Source organism: Tabrizicola sp. M-4, assembly GCF_051132405.1.
Classification (GTDB): Bacteria; Pseudomonadota; Alphaproteobacteria; order Rhodobacterales; family Rhodobacteraceae; genus Paragemmobacter.
This window is the reverse complement of sequence record NZ_CP128606.1, coordinates 733,039-757,274: the sequence shown is the minus strand read 5'-3', so window position 1 is coordinate 757,274 and position 24,236 is coordinate 733,039. Positions and strand designations below refer to the sequence as shown.

At 63.3% G+C, this 24,236-nt stretch carries 23 protein-coding genes and 1 tRNA gene; 17 read left to right on the top strand and 7 right to left on the bottom strand.

All coding sequences use genetic code 11. From position 1 onward, the window contains the following. The first annotated feature begins 52 nt into the window (after positions 1-52). Positions 53-142 (top strand) — tRNA-Ser (locus TabM4_RS03770). Between the two features lie 371 nt (positions 143-513). Here the strand turns inward: TabM4_RS03770 and TabM4_RS03765 are convergent. The 5 genes from TabM4_RS03765 to TabM4_RS03745 all read right to left on the bottom strand — a co-directional run bounded on the left by TabM4_RS03765 (position 514) and on the right by TabM4_RS03745 (position 4,433). Continuing rightward, the gene (locus TabM4_RS03765; RefSeq protein WP_434618628.1) at positions 514-2,175 is read right to left on the bottom strand and encodes a recombinase family protein; all 1,662 of its coding nucleotides are present in this window, start codon (positions 2,173-2,175) and stop codon (positions 514-516) included. Next, a complete protein-coding gene (locus TabM4_RS03760) occupies positions 2,172-2,684 on the bottom strand; it encodes a DUF2924 domain-containing protein (protein ID WP_434618625.1) in 513 nt (170 codons plus the stop codon). The genes TabM4_RS03765 and TabM4_RS03760 overlap by 4 nt, the downstream gene beginning before the upstream one ends. Then, positions 2,681-3,109, bottom strand: coding sequence for a DUF3489 domain-containing protein (locus TabM4_RS03755; protein WP_434618622.1), 429 nt, complete (start codon positions 3,107-3,109; stop codon positions 2,681-2,683). Before TabM4_RS03755 ends, TabM4_RS03760 begins: the two co-directional genes overlap by 4 nt. A gap of 146 nt (positions 3,110-3,255) precedes the next feature. Continuing rightward, complete coding sequence (locus tag TabM4_RS03750) at positions 3,256-4,035, bottom strand: ImmA/IrrE family metallo-endopeptidase (protein WP_434618619.1); 780 nt, start codon at positions 4,033-4,035, stop codon at positions 3,256-3,258. Positions 4,036-4,088: 53 nt separating this feature from the next. Next, positions 4,089-4,433, bottom strand: coding sequence for a helix-turn-helix domain-containing protein (locus TabM4_RS03745; protein ID WP_434618616.1), 345 nt, complete (start codon positions 4,431-4,433; stop codon positions 4,089-4,091). A 134-nt stretch (positions 4,434-4,567) separates the two neighbouring features. Between TabM4_RS03745 and TabM4_RS03740 the strand changes: the two genes are divergently transcribed. From TabM4_RS03740 to TabM4_RS03700, 9 genes are all read left to right on the top strand, one after another. Then, positions 4,568-5,881: a site-specific DNA-methyltransferase gene (locus TabM4_RS03740; protein WP_434618613.1), complete on the top strand. Its 1,314-nt coding sequence runs from the start codon at positions 4,568-4,570 to the stop codon at positions 5,879-5,881. Beyond that, entirely contained in the window at positions 5,878-6,597 is a 720-nt protein-coding gene (locus TabM4_RS03735) for a DUF5681 domain-containing protein (RefSeq protein ID WP_434618611.1), read from the top strand. The genes TabM4_RS03740 and TabM4_RS03735 overlap by 4 nt, the downstream gene beginning before the upstream one ends. A gap of 562 nt (positions 6,598-7,159) precedes the next feature. Next, positions 7,160-7,753 carry a hypothetical protein gene (locus TabM4_RS03730; RefSeq protein WP_434618608.1) on the top strand — a complete coding sequence of 198 codons (594 nt, stop codon included), beginning with the start codon at positions 7,160-7,162 and terminating at the stop codon, positions 7,751-7,753. Beyond that, entirely contained in the window at positions 7,750-8,655 is a 906-nt protein-coding gene (locus TabM4_RS03725) for a hypothetical protein (protein WP_434618605.1), read from the top strand. The genes TabM4_RS03730 and TabM4_RS03725 overlap by 4 nt, the downstream gene beginning before the upstream one ends. Before the next feature lie 195 nt (positions 8,656-8,850). Then, positions 8,851-9,057: a hypothetical protein gene (locus TabM4_RS03720; protein WP_434618603.1), complete on the top strand. Its 207-nt coding sequence runs from the start codon at positions 8,851-8,853 to the stop codon at positions 9,055-9,057. Continuing rightward, positions 9,054-9,833, top strand: a complete 780-nt coding sequence (locus TabM4_RS03715) for a DUF5681 domain-containing protein (protein WP_434618600.1) — start codon at positions 9,054-9,056, stop codon at positions 9,831-9,833. The genes TabM4_RS03720 and TabM4_RS03715 overlap by 4 nt, the downstream gene beginning before the upstream one ends. Positions 9,834-10,066: 233 nt before the next feature. Next, positions 10,067-11,902 (top strand): AAA family ATPase, encoded by a 1,836-nt coding sequence (locus TabM4_RS03710; RefSeq protein ID WP_434618597.1) that lies wholly within the window; start codon positions 10,067-10,069, stop codon positions 11,900-11,902. Next, positions 11,899-12,789, top strand: a complete 891-nt coding sequence (locus TabM4_RS03705; RefSeq protein WP_434618594.1) for an ATP-binding protein — start codon at positions 11,899-11,901, stop codon at positions 12,787-12,789. Before TabM4_RS03710 ends, TabM4_RS03705 begins: the two co-directional genes overlap by 4 nt. Continuing rightward, entirely contained in the window at positions 12,786-14,210 is a 1,425-nt protein-coding gene (locus TabM4_RS03700; protein ID WP_434618591.1) for a phosphotransferase, read from the top strand. Before TabM4_RS03705 ends, TabM4_RS03700 begins: the two co-directional genes overlap by 4 nt. A gap of 104 nt (positions 14,211-14,314) precedes the next feature. Here TabM4_RS03700 and TabM4_RS03695 read toward each other — a convergent pair whose 3' ends face one another. Together TabM4_RS03695 and TabM4_RS03690 are read right to left on the bottom strand one after the other, a co-directional pair. Further along, positions 14,315-15,193, bottom strand: coding sequence for an AraC family transcriptional regulator (locus TabM4_RS03695; protein WP_434621915.1), 879 nt, complete (start codon positions 15,191-15,193; stop codon positions 14,315-14,317). Between the two features lie 18 nt (positions 15,194-15,211). Further along, positions 15,212-16,401, bottom strand: a protein-coding gene (locus TabM4_RS03690) for an IS3 family transposase (RefSeq protein WP_434618588.1) whose coding sequence is annotated in 2 segments (ribosomal slippage) — positions 15,212-16,140 and positions 16,140-16,401 — 1,191 coding nt in all. Because the reading frame shifts where the segments join, the coding sequence is not laid out codon by codon here. Positions 16,402-17,163: 762 nt separating this feature from the next. Here TabM4_RS03690 and TabM4_RS03685 point away from each other — a divergent pair. From TabM4_RS03685 to TabM4_RS03655, 7 genes are read left to right on the top strand one after another with little or no spacing between them, the layout of a single operon-like run. After that, positions 17,164-18,786, top strand: a complete 1,623-nt coding sequence (locus TabM4_RS03685; RefSeq protein WP_434618585.1) for a GMC family oxidoreductase — start codon at positions 17,164-17,166, stop codon at positions 18,784-18,786. Continuing rightward, entirely contained in the window at positions 18,783-19,511 is a 729-nt protein-coding gene (locus TabM4_RS03680) for an ABC transporter ATP-binding protein (RefSeq protein WP_434618583.1), read from the top strand. Before TabM4_RS03685 ends, TabM4_RS03680 begins: the two co-directional genes overlap by 4 nt. Before the next feature lie 21 nt (positions 19,512-19,532). Beyond that, positions 19,533-20,690: an ABC transporter substrate-binding protein gene (locus TabM4_RS03675; protein ID WP_434618580.1), complete on the top strand. Its 1,158-nt coding sequence runs from the start codon at positions 19,533-19,535 to the stop codon at positions 20,688-20,690. Further along, entirely contained in the window at positions 20,690-21,397 is a 708-nt protein-coding gene (locus TabM4_RS03670; RefSeq protein WP_434618578.1) for an ABC transporter ATP-binding protein, read from the top strand. Before TabM4_RS03675 ends, TabM4_RS03670 begins: the two co-directional genes overlap by 1 nt. A gap of 12 nt (positions 21,398-21,409) precedes the next feature. Beyond that, positions 21,410-22,312, top strand: coding sequence for a branched-chain amino acid ABC transporter permease (locus tag TabM4_RS03665; protein WP_434618575.1), 903 nt, complete (start codon positions 21,410-21,412; stop codon positions 22,310-22,312). Further along, complete coding sequence (locus TabM4_RS03660) at positions 22,309-23,343, top strand: branched-chain amino acid ABC transporter permease (RefSeq protein ID WP_434618572.1); 1,035 nt, start codon at positions 22,309-22,311, stop codon at positions 23,341-23,343. The genes TabM4_RS03665 and TabM4_RS03660 overlap by 4 nt, the downstream gene beginning before the upstream one ends. Further along, positions 23,343-24,233, top strand: a complete 891-nt coding sequence (locus TabM4_RS03655) for a 3-hydroxyacyl-CoA dehydrogenase NAD-binding domain-containing protein (protein WP_434618570.1) — start codon at positions 23,343-23,345, stop codon at positions 24,231-24,233. The genes TabM4_RS03660 and TabM4_RS03655 overlap by 1 nt, the downstream gene beginning before the upstream one ends. Positions 24,234-24,236: the final 3 nt, after the last annotated feature.

Genomic DNA, 24,236 nt, shown 5'->3' with positions numbered 1-24,236 from the left:
CGGCGCCGCTTTCCACTTGCCCCTCCCTGCGGCCATCGCTAAACGGGTCGGCGGAGTGGTGGCCGAGTGGTCGAAGGCACACCCCTGCTAAGGGTGCAGGCGGGAAACCGTCTCGAGGGTTCGAATCCCTTCCACTCCGCCATCAACCCCTTGAAATCCTTTCTCTTTCCGTTCCAACAGGGAATTCGCCCCTGTTTCCGCACCTTAGGTCGGTTTCCTTTGCGCGGAGACGCAACCAGCCTCCGCTGATCCCCTCATTTGCCCCTTCCGTCTCCGCGCGCCAAGCGCCCCGGTCGGTTTGCCCGCGCGCCAAGTACAGGGAATTAACAGGGAATATCCGTTCCTGGGGGTTCTTTCAGAGGTTTTCCACCCTGAATCATCGCGCGTTTTCCGTGGGTTACGGCCAAATTCCCTGCTCGTCAGGAACAGGGAACTTAAATCGGCAAATCAGGGAACAAAATCCGCCGGAACAGGGAAGCCGTCGGGAAGAACAGGGAAGGCCTGAGTCCTGGATCAGGCGATGCCGAAGAGCCGGGCCTGCTCGCTCCAATCCATCGGGATACCGTCGCGGATGAGCTGCGCGACGGAGAGGTCCGGGGGGTGCCGCCCGTCGAGGATGGCGGCCTGAACCTTCGGTGCGAGGAAGGCCAGCGGAATGCGGGTACGGATGTAGGGCTCGGAATGCCCAGTCTCGCGCGCGATCTCGGTGAGGGACATGCCGGAACGGAGCGCCCGCGCCCAGAGATGTGCCTCAGCCAGAGTGCGCTGCAGAACCTCGTCCGGTGCAGGGATAAACTCGCCTGCGATGATCCGGGTCTCAACGCCCCGGCGCCTCAGGGCGAAGGGGCAGTCGAACTGGAGGAACGCTTGAGAGAGCGCCGTGACTGGCACCGTAAGCGCTGCGGCGATCACATCAGGATTGAGGACAAGCCGCAGCCTTCCCGGTGCCAGTGTTCCTGAGCCAAGGATGTCACTCAGGAAAGCCGGATTGCTTTCCACACGATCCGCCAGCGTAATCGCGCGGCGGACGAGGTCTGCCGCCCCGCTGGCCTCGGGTCGGGTCAGAAGCGCATGGGTCGCACTGGCCTTGCGCAAATGCCCGGTAATGATCTGGCGGATGCAGGCTTCCAGCGCCTCCGCAGGCAAACGCCACCCCGTGGGATCGGTGCCGCCTGTGATCAGGCGGTTGGAGACATAATAGGCGAACCGCCGACCGCGCCGCCTGGTATGTGTCGGCGTCAGATGATCGCCGGTCTCGTCGCGCAGCTTGCCGATGAGGACTCTGGGTTCTATCGCCAAGGCACTCCGACCGCGCGGCCGCGCCCCAGCATCGATCAGCTTTGCCTGCACGCGATCCCAGAGATCCTCACCGATGATCGCCGGATGCTGGCCGGGATGGGTCTGATCCTTGTGCCGGATGCGACCGATGTAGACAGGGTTGGTCAGCAGGTAGTGTAACTGGCCACGGGTGAAGGGGAACCCTCCAGTGCGGCGACCCGATGGAGACACAAGTGACTTCGACCGCAGACCGAGGCGGGTGGCCTCAAGTTCGACCAGCCGCAGATTGCCGAGGCTGTCGTAGAGGGTGAACAACTGGACGACATCTTCGGATTCGACCGGGTTGAGCACGAGTTCGCGGCGCTGCGGATCCGGATGGCGGTCATAGCCCAAGGGCAAGGTACCCCCCATCCAGAGGCCCTTCTTCTTGGAGGCCGCGATCTTGTCGCGGATGCGCTCTGCCGTGACCTCGCGTTCGAACTGGGCAAAGGACAAGAGCACGTTCAGGGTCAGACGACCCATCGAGGTGGCGGTGTTGAAGGCTTGGGTCACTGACACAAAGGAACAGCCCTTGGCGTCCAGCCGCTCGACCAGCCGCCCGAAGTCGGCAAGCGACCGCGTCAGGCGGTCGATCTTGTAAACGACGACCATACCGATGCGACCGGCATCGATCTCGGCGAGCAGGCGCTGCAAGGCGGGGCGATCCAGCGTGCCCCCGGACAGACCACCATCGTCAAAGCGATCGGGGACGAGCTTCCAGCCTTCATGGCGTTGGCTGGCGATGTACGCAGCACAGGCCTCGTGCTGGGCATCGAGGGAATTGAAGGATTGATCCAGACCCTCGTCGCTGGATTTGCGGGTATAGATCGCGCAGCGGATGACGGGCTTCTGGGTCATGCCGCATGGCCTCGACGCGAGCCGTCAGCGGGTCGGCCGCCTACCTTCTGTTCTTTTGGCACCTTCTTCGCCCTTGACTTGCCCTTCGCTGGCGTGCGGCCACCCGCTTCGACCCCACCCACGAGCCCGAAGAACCTCGGCCCCGACCAACGCGCGCCGGTGATGGCGCGGGCAATGGCGGAGAGCGAACGATGCGGGCTGCCGTTCCAGAGGAACCCCTCGGGCAGGACATCGACGACATGGGTGATGCCGTTCCATTCGCGCAGCAGCCGGGCGCCCGGTTGCAATATGGGCGAGGCTTTGCGTTCCTCACCCGTGGCGATGCGGTCCAGCCGGGAGCAGAGGGTGGCGGGCAAGCCACCCTCGATGCGTGCCTGCAGCTCGAAGGCCAGGAAGCGGCGCTGCATGGGCTGGCTCATACTGGCCGGGACACCGCCGCCGATCAGGTCCGACCAGAGGTGGGCCAGGGCGGCCCGGTCCATCGCCTCAAGATCGGCAAGCGTGGTCATGCGCGAACCTCGCTTGCCGCAGTGCCCTCGCCTGTCGAGGCGGCGCCGGGATCACCTTCATCGGAGGTCAGGCATGCCGCGTCTGGCTCGCTGCACTCTCCGTCCACTTCATCCGACCCCTCTGGTGCATCGAGCCCGGCCGCGCCGATGGCATAGATCGTGTCGTCGCCCGCGCGGTGCCGCCTGAGTTGCGCCCCGGCCTTGCGCAACCCCGACAGCGCGGCGCGGACCGTGTGGGCCTGCCAGCCGGTCTCCGCCATGATGCGGGCGAGGCTGGCACCGCCGTCTGTCTCCAACATCGTGCGCAACAGCGCGGCCTTGGTCTGGCGCGGAGAAACCGCATTGGTTGATCCGGTTACGCTGTCTTGCTGTGTGGCACCCGGCTTGCTGCCGGTTGCCGGCTTGCGGTTCCGTGACTTCGTCATCGGGGCTCTCCCTTGGCTGTGGGGGCGTCGCGTGATGCGTTCCCCCGTACCCGGCAGAGCCCGGGATCGACCGGGCCTCGATCAGACCAACGCTCGTTCCCGCGCGGAAGTCCAGTCGCCTGTCGCAAGGACGGACTGGAGCATGGTCATTCTTCCTCGTCCTCTGCCTCGGGCAGAGTTGCCCAGAGGAGAGTCAGGCTGTGCCCATCCTTGCCGATGCGCACCTGTTCGAAAAGCTCAGGAAGTTCATGATGCGTCCAGGCCGCCGGGGCCACCTCACTCATCGCAGAGACGCCCACTCGCCCGCTCGCCAGATAACGCGGCGTTCGGCTGAGGTCTGGCAGGCGCTGGCCCTGCTTCCAGGTGATCCACGGGAACCGCGGCCCCCGCACGACGTAGCGGATCAGGCCGTCCCTGGCCCAGACCGCGGCGAGAGGCTCATCGTGCCGTTCGACAAGGCAGCGCGTGGATGCCTCCAAGCTGATGTCCAACTTATCCTTCATCAGGGTGATGGCCTGGATCGCCGGATCGCTGCGGAGGGTCGGGGCCATCGCATAATCCGGAACGAGGAGGCCGATGGCGAACTCGTTGGCCTCAACCTCCTGCTTCCGGTGCCGCTGCATCTGCTGCCGCATCGTCCGGCTTTCCCGCATGTCGTTCTTGGTGCAGACCATTCCGTCCGCAAGGCCCAGCACATGGCGCTCCAGCAGGAAGTGCCCCAACTCATGCGCGATGCTGAACCGTGCGGCCTGCGCCCCCCGCTTGTTGTTGACCAGGATGCTGCCACGACTGCGCTGACGATCGGTGATCAACACCCCCTCGCAGCCATCCAGCGGGCATTCGCGGACTTCGACTATGTCCAGAGCCCGCGCGATCTCCGCGACCGGGATCGGGCCATCGATCTGGCCGATCAACCCGTGCAGCACTCGCGCCAGTGTTGCAGGGGCGTGGATATCCGCAAGATCGACCCGGTCCAGCTTCAGCGCGTCCCCTCCTCCGAGGCTGCGCCACTTTGCCGTCGCAGGGTCTGTACCATGCCCTCGATCAGTTCGAGGTCGCGCTCGCTCAAGGTCTTCAGATCGCGATGGATGCGATTGGCCATCTGCACCTGCGGTGTCGGCACCTCCACCTCACCAATCAGCGCCTCCGGCGTCACCCCGAAATACCTGGCCAGCTTCTGGACCAGTTCAAACGAGGGGTTGGTGGAATGACCCTTCTCCAGCTCCCAGACATGCGCCTTCGAGATGCCGATGGCATCGGCCACGGTCTGCAGCGAGACCTTTGCGTTCTGTCTGAGGTCAAAGAGGCGTTCGCCGAGGCTCATGGTGGGGGGGGGCTCCGTCTGATCTGCCTGACGCGATCATATGGCAGGATTGACCCAAACGCCAGAGTAAGGTATATCTGACGAACCCGGACGCCCCACCAACCCTTGCCCATCCTCCTGCAAAGGACACTGTCATGGCCCAGCTTATCGAACAGATCTCGCCCACGGCGCTGCGGCCCTGGACGCGCAATGCGCGGACGCATTCGAAGAAGCAGCTGCGCCAGATCGCGCAGTCGATCGAAACCTTCGGCTTCACGAATCCCGTCCTGATCGATCAGGCGAACACGATCCTCGCCGGTCATGGCCGGGTGGAGGCGGCGAAGATGCTGGGGATGGCCACGGTGCCCTGCCTCCGGATCGAGCACATGACGCAAGCTGAGAAACGCGCCTATGTGATTGCCGACAACAAGCTGGCGCTGAATGCCGGTTGGGATGACGGCATTCTGGCCGAAGAGCTGAAGGGTCTTCTGGCTACCGAGGATCTGGGCTTTGACATCGGCGTCATCGGCTTTGAGGTGGCGGAGATCGACAGTCTGATCGAGGGAATTGTCCCGGAGGAGGCGGGGGACCCGGAGGATGACGTCGTGCCGGACATCGCGCCGCGTCGGGTGCATCCGGGCGATGTCTGGCAGCTTGGGCCCCACCGGCTTGTCTGTGGCGATGCACTGGACGCGGATGTCCTTGCCCTTCTGATGGAAGGGGACGTCGCGCGGATGGTGTTTTGCGATCCGCCCTACAACGTGAAGATCGACGGTCATGTTGGCGGGTCAGGCCGGACCAAGCACCGTGAGTTCGCCATGGCCTCGGGCGAGATGACGGAGAGCGAGTTCACCACCTTCCTGACGGATGCCTTCCGGAACCTTGCGGATCACAGCATGGACGGCTCGATCCATTACATCTGCATGGACTGGCGCCACATGCGCGAAATGTTGGCAGCCGGTCATGCGGTCTATGATGAGCTGAAGAACCTGATCGTCTGGGCCAAGGACAACGGCGGCATGGGCACCTTCTACCGCTCCCGCCACGAGTTGATCTTCGCCTTCAAGAAGGGCACCGCCCCGCATGTGAACAGCTTTGAGCTGGGCCAGCATGGGCGCTACCGCACCAATGTCTGGAACTACCGCGGTGTGAACACCATGCGGAAGGGACGCATGGAGGAGCTGCAGCTGCATCCCACTGTGAAACCGGTGCAGATGATTGCGGACGCCATCAAGGATGTCTCGGGCCGTGGCGAGATCGTTCTCGACACCTTTGGCGGATCGGGCTCCACGTTGATTGCGGCCGAGAAGACCGGTCGTCGGGCGCGGTTGCTGGAACTGGACCCGATCTACTGTGATCGCATCCTGACCCGTTGGGAGATCACGGCCAAGGATGATGCCGAACAGATGGTCTGCGGCTGGCCGCGGGCTGCAGAACTGCCTGCTGAAGTAATGGCGGCGGCGGAATGACCAAGCGCGGTCCCGGCAAGACCCTTGGCCCCATTGCCGCCCGTCCGGGCTATGAAGTGGGCTATGCCAAGCCCCCTGAGGCCACGCGCTTCCAGAAGGGCAAGTCCGGCAATCCCCGGGGGCGGCCCAAGGGAGCGAAGAACAAGTTGCCTGCCCTGAACGAAGAGCGGATGAAGTCGATCATCCTTGAGGAAGCCTACCGCACGATCACCGTCCGAGACGGCGATCGCAATGTCAGCGTGCCGATCGCGCGGGCGGTCCTGCGTTCCCTCGCGGTCAACGCCGTCAAGGGTCAGCACCGGTCACAGCGTCTCTTCGCAGAACTCCTGTCTTCCGTGGAAACCGCCAATCGCGATCTGAACGATCGCTGGCTGGACGCCGCCATGACCTACAAGATCGAATGGGACCGTGAGTTGGAACGTCGGCGCGTCCTGGGCATCACCCATCTGCCCGACCCTCTCCCCCATCCCGATCACATCCGCATCGACGTGCGTCGCGGAACCGCCCGCGTGGTCGGCCCCTCCACCAAGGAAGAGAAGGCCTTCTGGGACGACTGCCTGGCCCGCAAGGCCGACTTCGAGGGGGAGATCGAGGAACTGCAGGACATGCTGGCAAATGAGACAGACCCGAAGATGCGCAAGATCCTGGAGGCGGATCTGGAGCAGGCGAAGACCATCGTGGGGTTCCTCAGCAGGGCAGAGCGCGGGGAGTTGTGAATGGGGGGCGTGGGGAGGGAAGGGCCGCGACCGACCTCGCTGTTGAAACGTGCGAAGAGCCGCCGTCCAACTGCCCGCCGTGGTCTACTTCACCGCAACCCAAACCGATCAGCAGGTAAAGGCTGTAGCTTAAACTACCCGGAAATCTGTCCAAGGATCGGGGAGTAGCTCAAGGTCGCGACCAGCGTCGTGTTGATTTCCATCCTGAACTGAGCCGGGATTTCCATCGAGAAGTGAGCCACCTCTGAGTACGGAAGAGGGCTCATGCTTGGGTCAAGGCACGGTGTGTCTCCTTTACTGTTTGCGTTGCGGTTGCGGAGCTCATTCCGTTGCCCCCATTGCTCGGCTCCTTGAGCGGAAGTTCACATGGCTCAATTCTCAGTGGAAATTACTTAGCCACACAGCTTAGTTCCTAGCGGAAATCCTATTGCCCTCACCCGGGCGTTCTCCTATGTCATCAATACGTTGCCTCGCGGTTTCTCCGATCAGCTCATCACATCGGTTCGTGCGGCCGTTAAAGGCCGATCGGCACTCCTAGCCAAGACGTCAGCGGAGGGCGCCGATGCGTGAGCCCAGATTGAAGATTGCCATACTCGGATGGGGCTCGCTGCTATGGGACAAGCGACCAGAATTCGATGATCACCATGAAGCTTGGCAATTCGACGGACCTGAACTGCTTCTGGAATTCAGTCGCATTTCTAAATCACGCGAGGGCGCTCTGACCCTGGTCGTAGACCCTTTGAATGGCGCTCCTTGCCGGTCAGCCTACGCATTCAGCACGCGCCATGATCCTGACGATGCCATTGCGGACCTGCGCTGCCGCGAAGGAACCGTTATGCGACACGTCGGCGTCTATTTCAGGGACGGCACACGCCGTGGGCAGCCGCCAACTCCGGACAGCATTCCGCTGTGGGCCGACCAACGCGGCATCGACGTTGTGGTCTGGACCGGGCTCCCCAGTGACTTTAAGGAAAAGGTGAAGCTCCCGTTCTCTATCGAAAATGCCATCGGATATCTGCAGTCGCTACCAGCGGATGTGAAAGATGGCGCCGCGGAATATGTCTGGCGTGCCCCCGATCTCGTCGTCACACCGTTGCGTGACGCGCTGCAATCAGAGCCATGGTTTGCGCCAAGCGCAATGGGAGCAAATCGATGACTTACTGCGCCCGGTACCGGTTCAAGCTCCTTTCTCCGCTGCAGATTGACAAGGGCAGACCGCTTGAGCTGGCTTTTCCGGGCTTTGCGACAGTGACGTTTGAAATGGGGGAGGAGGCCTATCCAGTAGGACACTGGGTCACCGCCAAAATCGACGGCTTCACGACCGAAGACGAAGCCCGCAAGGCTGGCCAACAACTGGGAGACACGCTCTTGGTTGTCGGGGCCGTCACAAAGCTCGGCATCGATATCGGCTTCAGCCGATCAACGCTTCAATTCCACCCCGATATTCACAAGGCCGTCCGCGAAAAGACGGGAAGGGAACTACGCTCAGAAACCCACGGCTTGATGGTTTACGAAAAGGACACGGTGGGGATCATCGGGATGCAAGCGCATGGCAGCGTTTTGATCAGTCCCAATGCGTTTCAAGAACGTTTAAACGACTGGCTCAGACCGTCGCCTCTTACAGAGCGGCAGAGGAACTGCGCCGCGCTTCTCAACGACTCCTTCTTTGTTGCCCAGACGGAAGGGCAATTCATCCTGCGCATCTCAGCGGTTGAAGCCCTGTGCGACCAGGCAGTCCGCCACCCCGACTATCAAGCAGCCATCGAAGGGCTCGAACAACATCTCGCCACGCAGCCGATGGACAGCGAGATACGGGAGACCCTGCAGCGCACTCTCGCCAATGCAAAGCGTCAATCCTTGCGTTCGGCCTATATGACCAAGTTCAGGACGCTACGCTCAGACGCCGACGCGAAGGCCTTCGACGATCTCTACCAAAAACGCAGCAAGCTTGTTCACGACGGGATCGGCCGTGGTGAATTGAGTGACGCCACGAACGCAGCGCTCCATTTGGCTGTAAGCCTTTTAGAAGCCGAGCTAAGCAGCGGTGCATCAGAATGACAGCACCGCAGCGGTTAAAGAGACGGGCATGGACGGGCGCGCTTCTCCGCTCCCTTGGTCACGCGTCATGGGCCGCCGAGCAAACACCATCAGGAATCGACTTCCTGGGTGACCGCCAACAGGCACCCTTCGCCCAATGGGCAGACCCCGCCCACCTGACCAGCACGCTCGGCTTTACGACGATCGCAGTACCTCTTGCCGACGGTCGGATCGGGCTCCACGTTGATTGCAGCCGAGAAGACCGGCCGCCGGGCGCGGTTGCTGGAACTGGATACGATCTACTGTGATCGCATCCTGACCCGTTGGGAGGGTCTCGCCAAGGATGATGCCGAACAGATCGTCTGCGGCTGGCCCAGGGCTGCAGAACGGGCCGCGGCAGCACCAGCGGCGGCGGCGGAATGACCAAGCGCGGACCCGGCAAGAACCTTGGCCCCATTGCCGCCCGGTCGGGCTATGAAATGGGCTATGCCAAGCCCCCGGCAGTCACCCGCTTCCAGAAGGGCAAGTCCGGCAATCCGCGCGGCCGGCCCAAGGGAGCGAAGAACAAGCTGCCCGCCCTGAATGAAGAGCGGATGGAGTCGATCATTCTGGAGGAAGCCTACCGCACGATCACCGTCCGGGACGGTGATCGCAATGTCAGCGTGCCGATCGCGCGGGCGGTCCTGCGCTCCCTCGCGGTCAATGCCGTCAAGGGCCAGCACCGGTCACAGCGTCTCTTCGCGGAACTCCTGTCCGCCGTGGAAACGGCCAATCGCGATCTGAACGATCGCTGGCTGGACGCCGCCATGACCTACAAGATCGAATGGGACCGCGAGTTGGAACGTCGTCGTGTCCTCGGCATCACCCATCTGCCCGACCCGCTGCCCCATCCCGACCATATCCACATCGACGTGCGTCGGGGCACCGCCCGCGTGGTCGGGCCCTCCACCAAGGAAGATAAGGTCTTCTGGGATGAATGCCTGGCCCGCAAGGCAGACTTCGAGGCAGAGATCGAGGAAATGCAGGACATGCTGGCCAATGAGACCGACCCGAAGATGCGCAAGAACCTGGAGGCGGATCTGGAGCAGGCGAAGAAGATTGTTGGGTTCCTCAGTCGGGCGGAGCGGGGGGAATTGCGACAGGAGGGCGTGGGGTGGGAAGGGCGGCGAGCGGTCGTTCGCGGCGCGTTGCGTGAATGACTGGAATGGGGTCGCAAGCGGAATGGTTGCTTTCGAGGCGCCGCAAGAAAAGGTGCAAGGGGCGCTTTTTGAGCTCACTGACAGACAAGGCATCCCTACTAAGCTTTTCAGTGCATTATGATCAGGCTAGACAGGCATGGGCCGAAGGATAGAGCGGCGGCTAGAACCGACCTGCGGTCGGTTTGTTCACGCAGCCGGTGCCGTCTACCTGCTTCGGATGAAGGGGACAGTGAATGCACATCGAACGCATCCAGATCGAGGAAGGATTTCTCAACGGCTTCGATGTGTCGCCTCGGGTCGGGCTCAACGTCATCATCGGCGCGCGCGGCACGGGCAAGACCTCGCTGATCGAGCTCATACGCTTTTGCCTCAATGTTGATGGCTATACGCCGGAGACGAGCCGCCGCAGCCGTGAACATGCGCTGTCCGTGCTGGGCTCGGGGCAGATCACGCTGACTCTGGTCGATGGCGATCGCCGCATCGTGGTGTCGCGATCGGCGAACGAAGCGACTCCCCGGATGTCGGGACCGTTCCTGCCGCCGATTATCCTGTCGCAGACCGAGATAGAGACAGTGGGGCTTCAGCCCGGCGGCCGCCTGCGGTTGTTGGACGGGTTTCTCGGCGATCAGCGCGCGATCGCTGCAGAAGAAGCGCATGCGATCGCCACGGTTCGCTCAACGACCGCGGAAGCGGATGCGATCCGCAGGGATATCGAACTGCTCAACGCCCAGCTTGCCGAGCTGCCCAGCATAGAGGAGCAGTTGGCGCAACTCGCACCGCATGAGCAGCAACTCGCGGCCTTGTCTGCAGACGCCCAGACCAAGACCGGGCAGCTCAACGTTCTTTCCAGCACGATTTCGGTGAAGGGTGTTGCCTCGGCGGCGGTGCAGAGGTTCCAAGCAGCGGTGGCGAATTGGCAGGCTGCACTCGCGCGTGCACAAGCTATGTCCGGAGCCGAGGGGTGGCCGGCGAATGCCGGAACTGACCCATTGGGCGACGCACGGACCCGTGTCGCAAAGGCCCATCAGTTTATCTCAGCCGCCCTGCAGGAGCTTGCCGCCGTTGAGGCCACCACGTGTCAAATCGCCTCAAGGTTCGAGTCCGAAAAGATCGTCTATGAGGATCAGGCACGTGCGCTGCGGCGCGACATAGAAGGCCTCCAGACCGGCGCGGGCGACATCGCGCGGCGCGGCCAGGCGCTTCGCGAGCGAAAGGAGCAACTGGAATCGCTTCGCGGCGTCCTCGCAACCCGGGTCATGGCGATGCAATTCGCGGTGATGCGGCGCTCGGCGGCGCTAGACGCTTTGGAAGCTACCCGGACGCAGCGCTACGACGAGCGCGCGCAGGCTGCGAACCGGCTAAACCAGGTGCTGGGTCCGCGCATCCGCATTGCCGTAATACGCGGAGGTCAGACCGACGCCTTCGCTACGGCGCTGACCGAGGCGCTGCGCGGCAGCGGCCTGCGTTACAATGACATTGTTGGCACCTTAGCGCAGCGCATCAGCCCCCGAGAGCTACTCGAGGCGGTCGAGAATGACGATTACGAACTCGTCGCCACGCGCGGATCGCTGTCGCTGGATCGCGCCGCCAAAGCAGTGCTGGCGCTCAAGGAAGCCGATCTCGGTTCGATCGCGACGGTGCCCGTGGAAGACTATGTCACTTTCTCGCTGATGGATGGCGCGGACCACAAGGACATCGCCGATCTCTCGACAGGGCAACGCTGCACGGTGATCCTGCCGCTGGTCCTGCGCCACGTCGACCGACTGCTGATCGTCGATCAACCTGAAGACCATATCGACAATGCGTTCATAGCCGAAACCCTAATCAAGGCCATCCTCGCGCGCCCAGCCAACAGCCAGCTCATCTTCTCAACCCACAACGCCAACATCCCCGTGCTCGGGAACGCGGACTTCGTCCTGCAGCTAGGGTCCGATGGACGCCGCGGTTTCCCGCTTGTCGCCGCGCCGCTGGCGTCTGCAAAGGTGGTTCAGGCGATCAGCTCAGTCATGGAGGGCGGCGCAGAGGCCTTCCGGCGGCGCGCTGCCTTTTATGCGCAGCCACGCCTATGACACGCGAGGAGGCTCTGGCCCAACTCAGCGCTTCTTCGGCGCATTCGCGCGGCCAAGCCGCCCGCGCGCTCGGAACGCTTGGGCGAGTCGGCGATCTGACCCGGTTACGCCAAGCGCTGAAAGCTGAGACTGTCTCGCACGTGAATTACGCCCTGCAAGACACGATCCGGCAGCTGGCGCAGCACCAACGGCCGGTTGTGCTTGCCGCTGACGATGCCGATGTGATCCCCGAGGAGGTCCGTCAGCAGATCTATGGCCAAGCGGTCGAGTGGATTACGGGCTTCCTCCTGCATGAGATCGCCTCGCCGATCGGACTGGTGCGACTTGCAGCGAAGCGCGAGTTAGGTGAGCGCTGGGAAGGCTCCGAGACTAAGCGCCACCTCGAGTCGGTCAACCGCGTGTTCGAGGCGATCGAGACGCTGAAGAACGCGGCAGCAGTGCCGAGGCCGCAGGAATTCGACCTCGCAGCGCTGATCGACGAGCTGATCAGCGCCTATCCCCCTGAGACCATTGAGTGGGTTTCGACGATCGGCGCACGGCCATGCTTGATTAAGGGCGACCCGTCGCTGATCAGGATGGTGGTGGTGAACGGCCTGCGCAACGCCGTCGAGGCCCAAGAGACGGCTGGCCGTGCGCCGCAGGCGCACGATGTCACGGTAAACTGGGGCGAGACCGACGTCGATTATTGGGTCTCCGTACTCGACCATGGTATGGGGATCAACGGCCCCATCGAGACGGCGTTCGAGATCGGCAACTCGACCAAGAAAAACCATACCGGCTTTGGGCTCGCGATCGCACGTCAGGCGGTCGAGACCATGGTCGGTTCCATTGTGCTTGAGCCGGCAAAGGACGGCGGGGCGCTCTATACCGCACGGTGGCGTAAATGACTGCCTTTGTTTTGATCGTCGAGGATGACGACGACTATGCCACCGAGATCCTCAACATTCTCGAGGGGGTTGGCGCGCCGTATAGGGCGATTGTCGCCAAGAACCGCAATGAGGCAAGCGCTCGGCTCGATAGCGAGTTTTTCGACTTCGCCATACTCGACCTGAAGATTCCGACAGGCGACAAAACGCTTGATCTCGATCCGGAGCATGGGAAGGCGATCTTCCACCACGCGCGTCGGGTGACGCCAGGCACAAAGCTTCTGGTGCTGACCTCGTCGCCATCGGACGATTTCATTGCCGACCTGCTGACGCAGAAGCATGATGCCGACATCTGGAGCGAAGGCTCCGAGGTGGACACCGTAGAGTTTCTCCGAAAAATCGACATCGACCGTGCACCCGACAGCATCGGTAAGGTGCTCCACGCCATCCGTGCGCTGGACGGGGTGGAGCTCGACCTTCGCGCGGTGAACCTCGACACCGGCGAGGATCGGCTGGTCCGCATCTTCGCCAAGCGCTTTGGCGCGATGCGCTGCGTTGTGTCGAAAATAGGCGGCGGGCGCTCGGGCGCGAAGACCTTTAGGTTGCAACTCTTCGATGGCGTCGGCGCACCGTTACGCGAGGTGGTCGCGAAGCTCGCTACGCTCGACCGCGTAAAAGATGAATACAGGCGTCACGAGGCGCATATTATGCTGCTCGACGGTGCGGTCACGCCGCGCAAGATGGCGATACTGGAGTTCGGCGCCGGACCGATCGCCGGCCTATTCTATCAGCTCGCGCAGGGTCACGACGATTCGCTATTCACCACAATGGCGAAGGAGGACGCACGCGCGGCGGTCGCCGTCGCGGCGACCGCCGCCGCGCTGAACTACTGGTCCGCAGGCAAACCGGAGAGCCGCCGCTCAGTGAAAGAGGTGCGCCAGTGCTGGGTGGACGACGACACGGCAGCCGAGCTGCAGAAGACCTATGGGCTGGATTGGGCGGCGGATTTCGAGGCACGCGAGTTGCAGACGCGCTGGTGCTGCGTTCATGGTGACCTGCACGGCGAGAACATCTTGGTCGATGCCGGTAGCAATATCATGATCATCGACTATGGCGACGTCGGTCACAGCGCAGCGAGCTATGACGCGATCAGCTTGGAGCTTAGCGCAGTGCTCCAGCAGAACGAGACGATCAGCGCGGCTTGGCCGACCGAGGAGCAGTGCCGGCAGTGGCACGACCTTGATGCCTATCTGGCCGGCTGTCCGATGCCGGAATTCGTGCGGGCCTGTCGTGATTGGGCCTTGCAGGTCGCTGCGGGGCGACGGGAGGTCGCGGCCTGCTCCTACACCTATCTCCTGCGGCAACTCAAATATCCAGATACGGACAAGAGCCGCATCCTGGCGCTGCTCGAAGGCGTGCGCGCCTTCATGAAAGCGACGTAAACGAACGGCGACTTTCTAGAGCGGCGCGGTGCCGGGTGAATGACCATTATGCGGCGCGTTGCGGACGCTGAATTGGAAGCGCTCGACCGGCGGCTATGGGCCGTTCACGCCCCCGCCCTGGTGGGCACGGCCCTCATGTAGCGCCCCGGAGGCTCGCCTGTGTGGCGCCTGAATGCAGTGCTGAAGGTGCTGGCAGAGCTGTAGCCAACCCGTTCTGCAACCTCGTCCAGAGCGAGGCTGCCCCGGCGCAACAGGTCACGGGCTACGGACATCCGCCAGATGGTCAGATACTCCATCGGCCGACTTCCGACCATTCGTGAGAACCGCTCGAAGAAGGCCGAGCGCGACATGCCTGCCGCCTCTGCCAGGTCCGGAACGGTCCAGGCACGGGTGATGTCACAATGCAGGCTGCGCAAGGCGGCAGAGATGCGTTGATCGGCGAGGCCTCGCATCAATCCTGGCGCAGCCGTTTCGGTTGGTGCGGCCCGCAAGGCCTCGATCAGTAGGATTTCAACCAGCCGCACAAGAATGAGGTCGTGGCCTGCTTCGTCTCGCGCAGCCTCCTCGCCCAGCATCTGCACAAGTTGCGCCAGCCGCGGCATGCCTCTCAAATGGATCATCTGGGGTAGCAAGGCCACCAGAAGGTCTGCGTCCGGCGCCGCAAAGTCGAACCAGCCACCGAACTGCCGCATATCGGGTGGGCCCTCTTGTCGACCGTGGCGCACTTCGTGCTTCGGTGGGACGGTTCGAGCGTCTATCCGTCGCAATGGTCCGGGGTCTAGGCTCGACATTGTGAACCTTGGCGTGGTCGGCATCAGGACGAAATCGCCGGCCTTGATCGTGACCGGATCCTGACCCGCTACGGTCAGTCGGCAGATCCCCATCGTCATTGCCGCAAAGGCCGGGCGGCCGAAGTCGGAGTACTCCACCGCCCATTCTCCAGCGGCGCTGATCCCTTTGGAAAAGACGGCCTGCGGACGCAGTGACCTGCCACTGGTCTTTCATCCAGCCGCGACCGGAGCCGGTAGCTGATTTACGCCTTTCGGCGTGGGTTGAGCAATCGCCCGGCGCGCGGAACTTTCATTGCGTGCAGCGGGACGGGCGATTGCGGTGGTCAGGTTCAGTGCGAAGCCTGCGGGGGTTTGGTATCCGAGGGCTGAATGGGGCCTTTCGGTGTTGTGGTCGTTGACCCAAGCCGCGATCAGATCGCGGGCATGGGCAAGGTTGCGGAACAGCGTCTCGTTCAGGAACTCGTCCCGCATCCTGCCGTTGAAGCTTTCCACGAAACCGTTCTGCATCGGCTTTCCGGGCGCGATGTAGTGCCATTCGACCTTGTGCTCGGCGCACCACTTCAGGATCGCGTTCGAGGTCAGTTCGGTGCCATTGTCAGAGACAATCATCCCAGGCCTGCCGCGGCGGTCGATCAGCTCAGTCAGTTCCCGCGCCACGCGGCGGCCAGAGATTGATGTGTCGGGGATCGCAGCCAGACACTCGCGCGTGACGTCATCGACCACGTTCAGCACCCGGAAGCGCCGCCCGCAGGCGAACTGGTCATGCACGAAATCAAGCGACCAACGGGCATTGGCCCGTGCCTCGATCAGGATCGGGGCCCTTGTGCCGATGGCCTTGCGGCGTGCTTTGCGTTTACGCACCGTTAACCCTTCTTCGCGGTAAAGCCGGTAGATGCGGTTGATCCCCGATGCCTCGCCTTCCCGCCTGAGCAGGACGAAGAGACGCCGGTAGCCGAACCTGCGCCTCTCATTGGCCAGATCCCGCAGCCGCCCGCGCAGGGCCGTGTCGGGCGCGCGCTGCGACTGGTAGCGCACCATCTTGCGATCCGCCCCTGCTATCTGGCACGCCCGCCGTTCCGATAGCCCGAGATGGGCCTTCAGATGCGCGACAGCCTCGCGCTTCACGGCGGGCGTCACCATTTTTTTGACAGAAGTTCCTTCATCGCCGCCATGTCGAGCATCTGCTCGGCCAGCAGCTTCTTCAGCTTCGCGTTCTCGTCCTCGAGCGCCTTCAGCCGCTTGGCCTCGGACACCGTCATCCCGGAATACTTCGCCTTCCAGGCATAGAACGTGCCCTCCGACATCCCGTGCTTGCGGCAGAGATCGGCACACTTCGCGCCAGCCTCATGCTCCTGCAGGATGCCAATGATCTGCTCTTCCGTCAGTCGTGCCTTCTTCATCGTCCGTCCTCTCAATGGGCCGGACTCTAATCGCAGATGGAGGAAAAATCCCGTGGCAGGTCAAAATGGCCGAAGGAACGAACGGGTTTGCATTCGTCCAAATTCTCCGCTGCCTGCCTCTCGGATTCCCTTCCCCTTCCGCTCCAGCAGCGAAGACGTGAATTCCGGCGCAGGCGAGGCCGAGGAGACGCGCCTGCACGGATAAGTCTATCGGAATGCCGTCGCGGGTGAGCCGTAGTGGAAAGGTCCGGGAGTGTCGTACATCGAAGATGACGGCGCGACACTTCGGCCCGAAAAAGGCGAGGCGGTCCCTCTCTTGCAATGGCAGCGCGACCTTGAGTCCGGTGACCGGCAATCAGACAGATGAATTTCTGACGCTCCAGATAGAGACTCCTCTTCATTTTTGACGTGTCACTATTCTCTGTGGATGGCGCGTTCACGAATCATTTCGGCCGGAACTCGACTTAGAACCGGGGAAAAGGCTCTCTTCTCTGGGCCGAAACGCCTCTTTTCCTCTTAGAAAACAAGCCCCTCCACCAACAACGCGGCCTGAACGGAGCGGGATTGACATGCCAAGGCCTTCTCTGTCATTAATCTGCCATTGCAGAAATAATCCTGCCAACTGAGCCCGGGCCAAGCCGGGCCGCCGAACCGACAGAGAGACCGCAAGGGGCACAAGCGCCCCAAGCCTATGCCAGAGACGGTGTGCTCCCCGCCCCCATGGGACGGGCAGGGAGAGGTCACGCCGCAAGCGAGGACGACATGACCGATTACATCATCGTGGGAGGCGGCTCAGCGGGCTGCGTGCTGGCCAATCGGCTTTCGGCCGATCCCGCCATAAAGGTGACGCTGATCGAGGCGGGCGGATGGGACACTAGCCCCTTTATCCGCATGCCGGCGGGCCATTTCCAGCTGATGAAAACCGGAAAAATCGACTGGGGCTATCACACAGAGCCGCAGAAACACCTCAACAACCGCCGCCTCTTCTGGCCGCGCGCCAAGGTCCTGGGCGGCTGCAGCTGCATCAACGGGATGGTCTATATCAGGGGCGCGGCAAGCGATTACGACGGCTGGCAGCAGATGGGCAACCGGGGCTGGTCCTTTGAGGACTGCCTGCCCTATTTCAAGAAGGCCGAGAACTGGTCCGGCCCCGATGACCCTGACCATGGCAAGGGTGGCTTCTTGCACACCAGCCGCTACGGCGTGCGCCATGAGCTTTCCAAGGCCTTCATCGAGGCCGGCAAGCAGATGGGCTACCGCGAGACCGACGATTTCAACCGGGGCGACAACGAGGGCTTCGGCCCCTGCGACAGCACGATCCACCAGATAGGCGAGGTCCGGCGCCGGGCGAGCACGGCCTATTCCTACCTTCACCCCGTCAAGGACCGCCCGAACCTGACCATCATCACAAGGGCGCTGGCCACCCGCGTGATCATCGAGCGGGGCCGTGCAGTGGGCATCGAATACCTGCAGGGCGGCCGCAAGAAGGAACTGCGCTGCGACCGCGAAGTGCTGCTGTCGGGCGGATCGATCAACTCGCCGCAGCTGTTGCAGCTGTCAGGGGTGGGCGAGGCGCAGCACCTTTCCAATCTGGGAATACGTGTCCACGCCGATCTGCCGGGCGTCGGCCAGAACCTGCACGATCACCTGGCGGTGGGCGTCCAGAACCGCTCGACCAAGGCGAACTCGCTTCTGACCTATGTCCGGCTGCACCGGGCGGCGATTGCCCTGGCGCAGTATCTGGCGACCGAAAAGGGCGATGGTGCCTATCACGGGGTCGAGGCCCTGGCCTTTGTCAAGGCCCGCCCCGAAGCCATCGCGCCGGACATCCAGTATCACTTCGAGATGATCATGTACCGCGACCACAGCCGCTACATCATCCCGGAACACGGCTATGTGCCCTATTTCAACATCGCGCGGCCGAAAAGCCGGGGCTGGCTGAAGATCCAGTCCACCGATCCAACCAAGCATCCGATCATCCAGCCGAACTATTTCTCGGACCCCGACGACATCGCGCTCTATCGCGAGGGCATCCGGATCGGCCGTGAGATTATTGCGCAGAAGGCCTTTGACCCCTTCCGAGGAACGGAATTCGCCCCGGGCGCAGAGGCGCGGACCGATGCCCAGCTGGACGAATACCTGCGGAACGCCGTCGAGACGGTCTATCACCCGGTTGGCACCTGCAAGATGGGCCAGGACAACATGGCGGTGGTCGACGACCGGCTGCGGGTGCGCGGGGTTGCGGGGTTGCGGGTGGTCGACGCCTCGATCATGCCGGCAATCGTCTCGGGCAACACGAACGCGCCCACCATCATGATCGCCGAGCGCGCTGCCGATTTCATCCTGCATCCCGCCCGATTCGAGGCTCAAGGGGTGGCAGCATGACCCCGCACCCGCAGGGCCTTTCCGTTCGCGGTCTCTCGCGCAGCTTCGGCGGGGTCCATGCGGTGCGGGACGTCAACCTCGACTGCGCCGTGGGCGAGATCGTCGGGCTGATCGGCCCGAACGGGGCCGGCAAATCGACGCTGATGAACCTGATTTCCGGCACAATCACCCCCTCCGGGGGCCAAGTCTGGCTTGAGGGGCGAAGCTTCGAGGTTGTCTCGGCCAATCTGTGTGCAGAGCGCGGGATCGGGCGGACTTTCCAGAACATCCGTCTCTTCAAACGGCTGAGTGTGCGGCAGAACATCCGTGTGGCAGCGATCACCCTCGAGCGGGTGACGGGCAAGTCGCTGGACATTGACCGCATCCTCTCTTTCGCGGGGCTGGAGGCCTTCGCCGACCGCCCAGCGGGGACGCTGTCCTATGGCCACCAACGCCGGGTGGAAATCGCCCGCGCCTTGGCGCTGGGGCCTCGCATCCTGCTTTTGGATGAGCCCGCCGCAGGGATGAACGAGCAAGAGACGCGGGCCCTCGTCGGCACGGTTCAGGGCCTGCGCGACCATTTCGGATGCGGCGTGGTGGTGATCGACCACGACCTCGGCTTCATCATGCAGGTATCACAGCGCCTTTACGTCATGCATCTCGGCCAAATCCTGGTGCAGGGCGATCCAGAAACCGTGCGGCACGACCCGCGCGTCGCCGAGGTCTACCTCGGTCGCAAGAAGTGAACCCAACAGAAAGGTAACCCCATGCTTCACGCGCTTTCTCGCCGTTCTGCCCTCTTGGCCGCACTGATGTCCGGCACCGTCCCTGCCTTGGCCCAGGACGCCCAACCCATCCTGATCGGCTATGACGCCGCCATGACGGGCCCTCTCGCCACCTATGACAGCGTCGATGGTGCCCGCTGCATGGTGGACCGCATCAACGAGAAGGGCGGCGTCATCGGGCGTCCGCTGCAACTAGAAGCCCGTGACATGAAAAGCGACGGCGTGCTCTCGGCGGTCGTAGGGCAAGAGCTGATCGACCTCGGTGTCAGCGCCATCATCGCGCCGCCCAGCGACGACACTGCGATCCCGGTCGCGGCCCTGGCGCTGCCGTTGAATATGGCGGTGATGACGGTGGGCTCCACGCAGGTGCAGTTTCCGATGGCCTCGCCGACGAATTCCTACCTGACGGCGTTCGGTGACAACCTTTCAGCGGCGGCTTCGGCGCAATATGCGGCGGAGCAGGGTCACAAGACGGTGGCCCTGATGATCAGCCGCGATTTCGGCTCTTACGGCATCGCGCTGCCGGAATATTGGGCCAAGGCCTTCGAGCATCACGGCGGCACGGTCGTTGGCCGGGTGAACTACAATATCGGCCTGTCGGACTACTCGGCCCAGGTGGCCGAGGTCGCCGCCATGGAGCCCAAGCCCGAGCTGATCGTGGGTGGCTTCATCTCGCCCGAGGCTGGCGTCATGCCGCGCCAGTTCCAGCAGGCCGGGTTGGACGTGAAGTTCTTCGGCACTGACGGCTTCGACGACCCAAACCTTCTGCCCATCGCGGGGGATGCCGCCAACACGATCACCTTCGCGACCCATGGCTTCCCCTCGGAAGGGTCCGACCTGAAGGCCTTCTACGACGATTGCACGGCGCGCGGCTACACGGTGCAGAACGTCTTCTTCGGACTGGCGGGCGAAACCATCATGCTGCTGGCCGATGCGATCACCCGGGCAGGCTCCTCCGATCCGGCCGCCATCAACGCCGCCCTGGCCGAAACCGAGAACTTCCGCGGCCTGACTTCGAAGACCATCACTTACAAGGGTCAGAACGGCGTTCCCGCTAAGGAACTGACCATCGTCCAGATCAAGGACGGTGCCTTCACCCCCGTCGCGCAGTTCGTGCCCGACTACGTTCCCGAACCGTGATGCTGGAACTGTCCGACATCTGCGTCCGCTATGGCGCGATCCAAGCCGTGCAGGGGGTTTCCCTGCACGTCGCCAAGGGAGAGATCGTCTCGCTTCTGGGGGCGAACGGGGCGGGCAAGACCTCGCTCGTCTCGGCGGTGGCCGGGATCGTGGCCCTGGCAGGCGGCAGCGTCCGCTTCGACGGCTGTGACCTCAGCCGCCGGCCTGCCGAGACGGTGGTGACAAGCGGTCTGACCCTTTGCCCCGAGGGGCGGCGGGTCTTCGCCGAACTCACGGTGCGCGAAAACCTGGTGCTGGGCGCGGCCACCCGCCGCGACCGGGCGGGGGTTGAGTCCGATATCGAGCGTTTCTTCACAATGTTCCCGATCCTGCGGGAACGGGCCTCGACCGAGGCCAAGACGCTTTCGGGCGGGGAACAGCAGATGTTGGCCATCGCCCGGGCCCTGATGTGCAAGCCCCGCCTCTTGATGCTGGACGAACCCTCGCTGGGTCTGGCGCCGAAGATCGTCGAGCGGATCTTCGAGCTTCTGGTGGGGCTCAAGGCACAGGGCATGACGATCCTGCTAGTTGAACAGAATGCCAGCGATGCGCTGGCGATCTCGGACCGAGCCTATGTGATGGCCAACGGGCGCGTGGTGCACGAGGGCGCGGCCTCCGGGATGATCGGGGCGCAGGACCTGGCCGATGCCTATCTCGGCGGACATTGAGGGGGCCATGAGATGACCGAATACATCCTGCAACAGATAGTCAATGCCCTGGCGGTGGGCAGCGAATATGCGCTTCTCGCCTTGGGCCTCGCCATTGTCTATTCCATTGTCAACCTGGTGAACTTCGCCCATGGCGAGCTAATCACCATATCCGGCTTTGCCATGTATTTCGCGGCGGCGGCCTTCGTGCCCAATCCTTGGGTACTGGTGATCCTCGCCGTGGTGGCCGCGACTGTCGCGGCGGCAGTCTTTGAACGCGTGGCCTTCCGGTCGATCCGCAACGCCTCGCTGAACACGGGCATGCTCACGGCCTTCGGCGTCTCGATCATCGTGCAGAACGTCTTCGTGATCTTCGTGGCGACCCGCCCGCGGGCCGTGCCGACCCCCGGCTTCCTGGGCGAGATCGTCACCATTGGCGGCCTGCGTCTGCCCGTCCTGCAGCTGGTCGAAACGGCGACGACCGCCGCCGCCATCCTGGCGCTGGTGGCGCTGTTGAGGGCAACGAAGATCGGGCTTGCGATGCGGGCGGCGGCACGGGACTTCACGACCGTGCGCCTCATGGGCATCCGCGCCAATCGGGTGATCCGCATGGCCTTCCTGATCTCGGGCCTGCTCGCCGGGATCGCGGCGGTCTTCATCTTCAGCCGTCGGGGCGCCGTCGATCCCTTCATGGGCTTCGTGCCGGTTCTGAAAGCTTTCGTCGCTTGCGTCATCGGAGGTCTGGGCTCCCTTCCCGGTGCCGTCCTGGGCGGGATGCTTCTGGGGATGTTCGAGGTCTTCCTGCAGGTCGTCCTCCCCCCTGACGCCGCCGCCTACCGTGACGCCATCGCCTTCTCTGCCGTGGGCCTTGTGCTGGTGCTCTATCCGCAAGGTTTGCTCGGCAAGCGCGTCGAGCTTGGAGACAAGGAAACATGACCCGTCATTTCCTGCGCACCCTGGCCGTCACGGCCCCGCCAATTCTGGCGCTTATCCTTCTGGCCTTCCTGATCGACGCCTTCGCGGCACCCTTTCAGGTGAGGCTCGCCTATGCCTTCTTCATGAATCTGGTGCTGGCCATCGGCCTCCAGATCTTCATGGGCAATTCCGGCGTCGTCAGCTTCGGGCACCTCGGCTTCATGGGGGTCGCCAGCTACACCACCGCCATCCTGACGATCCCGGTCGCGATGAAGGCGACGATGATCCCCTTCGCCCCCTTCGGGCTGGCCGAGATCGTGACCGCGCCGCTTATCGCCGCCGCCGTTGCGCTGCTCGTGGTGCTGGTGCTGGCCTTCCTGACCGGCTTTCTGGTCTCGCGCCTTGCAGGCGCAGCGGCCGAGATCTTTACCCTCGCCCTCCTGGTTATCGCCTATGTCGTCTTTACAGCGTGGATCGACATGACCCGGGGCCAGCGGTCGCTTTACGGAATCCCGGTCAGCTCCAACCTCGGTTGGGCGGTGGCTGTGGCTTGCGTGGCGATCTTCATCGCCCGACTCTTCCGCGACAGCGACCTCGGCCTGCAACTGCGCGCCTCGTCCGAGGATCGGCTGGCCGCCCTTTCGATGGGCGTCAAGATCGGGCGGCTGAGGCAACTCGCCTGGGTGATCTCGGCGCTGGTGACTGGGGCAGCGGGGGTGCTACATGCGACCTATCTCGGCGCCATCGGACCGAATAGCTTCTACTTCAGCCAGACCTTTCTTGTCATGGCGATGGTGATCCTCGGCGGCATGCGCTCGGTCTCGGGGACGATTCTGGGGGTGCTGGCGATCTCGGTCGGCAATGAGGCGGCAAGGACGCTGGAGAGCGGTCCGGTGGTCCTCGGCCTCGACCTGCCCGAGATGTTCGGCCTGACCGGGTTCTTCCTCGGCGCGGTGATCGTGGCGACCATGATTTGGCGGCGAGACGGGCTGATGGGCGACGCCGAATTTGAAACGCTGTGGCGCAAGACGACTTCCCAAGGAGACAAGTGATGACGACGAAACCCAAGGTCGCGCTGATCGGCGCGGGCCAGATCGGCCGCAGCTGGGCGCTGCTTTTCGCCCGCGCGGGGCATCCCGTGGCGCTGCAGGACCTCGACCCCGCGCAGTTGGACCGCGCCGGGGACTGGCTGAAGGAAAAGGGGGTCAGCGTGACCCTGACGACCGACCTCGGCTTGGCGCTGGCTGGTGCCGCTTACGTCCAGGAAAACACACCCGAGCGGCTGGAGATCAAGCAGGCGACCTTTGCTGCCCTTGCGCCCCATCTGGCCGTCGACGCGATCCTCGGCAGTTCGACCTCGGCGCTTGAGCCAGATGTCCTTTTCGCCGATGCCCCCTTCCGCGAACGGGCGCTGGTGGTCCATCCGACCAACCCGCCCCATGTGCTGCCTGCGGTGGAACTCGCTCGCTCGCAATGGACAACGGCTGAGACGCTGGCCGAGACGCGCCGTCTGATGCAGTCCATCGGGCAGGATCCCCTTGTGCTGAAGCGGGTCCTGCCGGGCTTTGTCGTCAACCGCCTGCAAGCCGCGCTGGTGAACGAGGCCATGGCGCTGGTCGCCCAAGGCGTTGCCGACCCTGATGAGATCGACATTGCCGTCCGGTCGGCCCTCGGCCTCCGCTGGGCCTTCATCGGCCCCTTCGAGACGATGGATCTGAACTCTGCCGGCGGCTTCGAGCTTTACGCCCAGACCTTCGGCGCCATGTTCGACAACCTGCGCCATGACCTTCAGGCCCGCGACCCCGGTGCCTGGTCCACCGACACTCCCGCCCGGATCGGCGCAGCCCGGCGCGCGGTTCTTCCATTGGACAGCCTTCCCGCCCGCCAGGCCTGGCGAGACGCCCAAGTCCTGCGCCTGCGCGCCCTCAAAGACACCCTGTAAGGA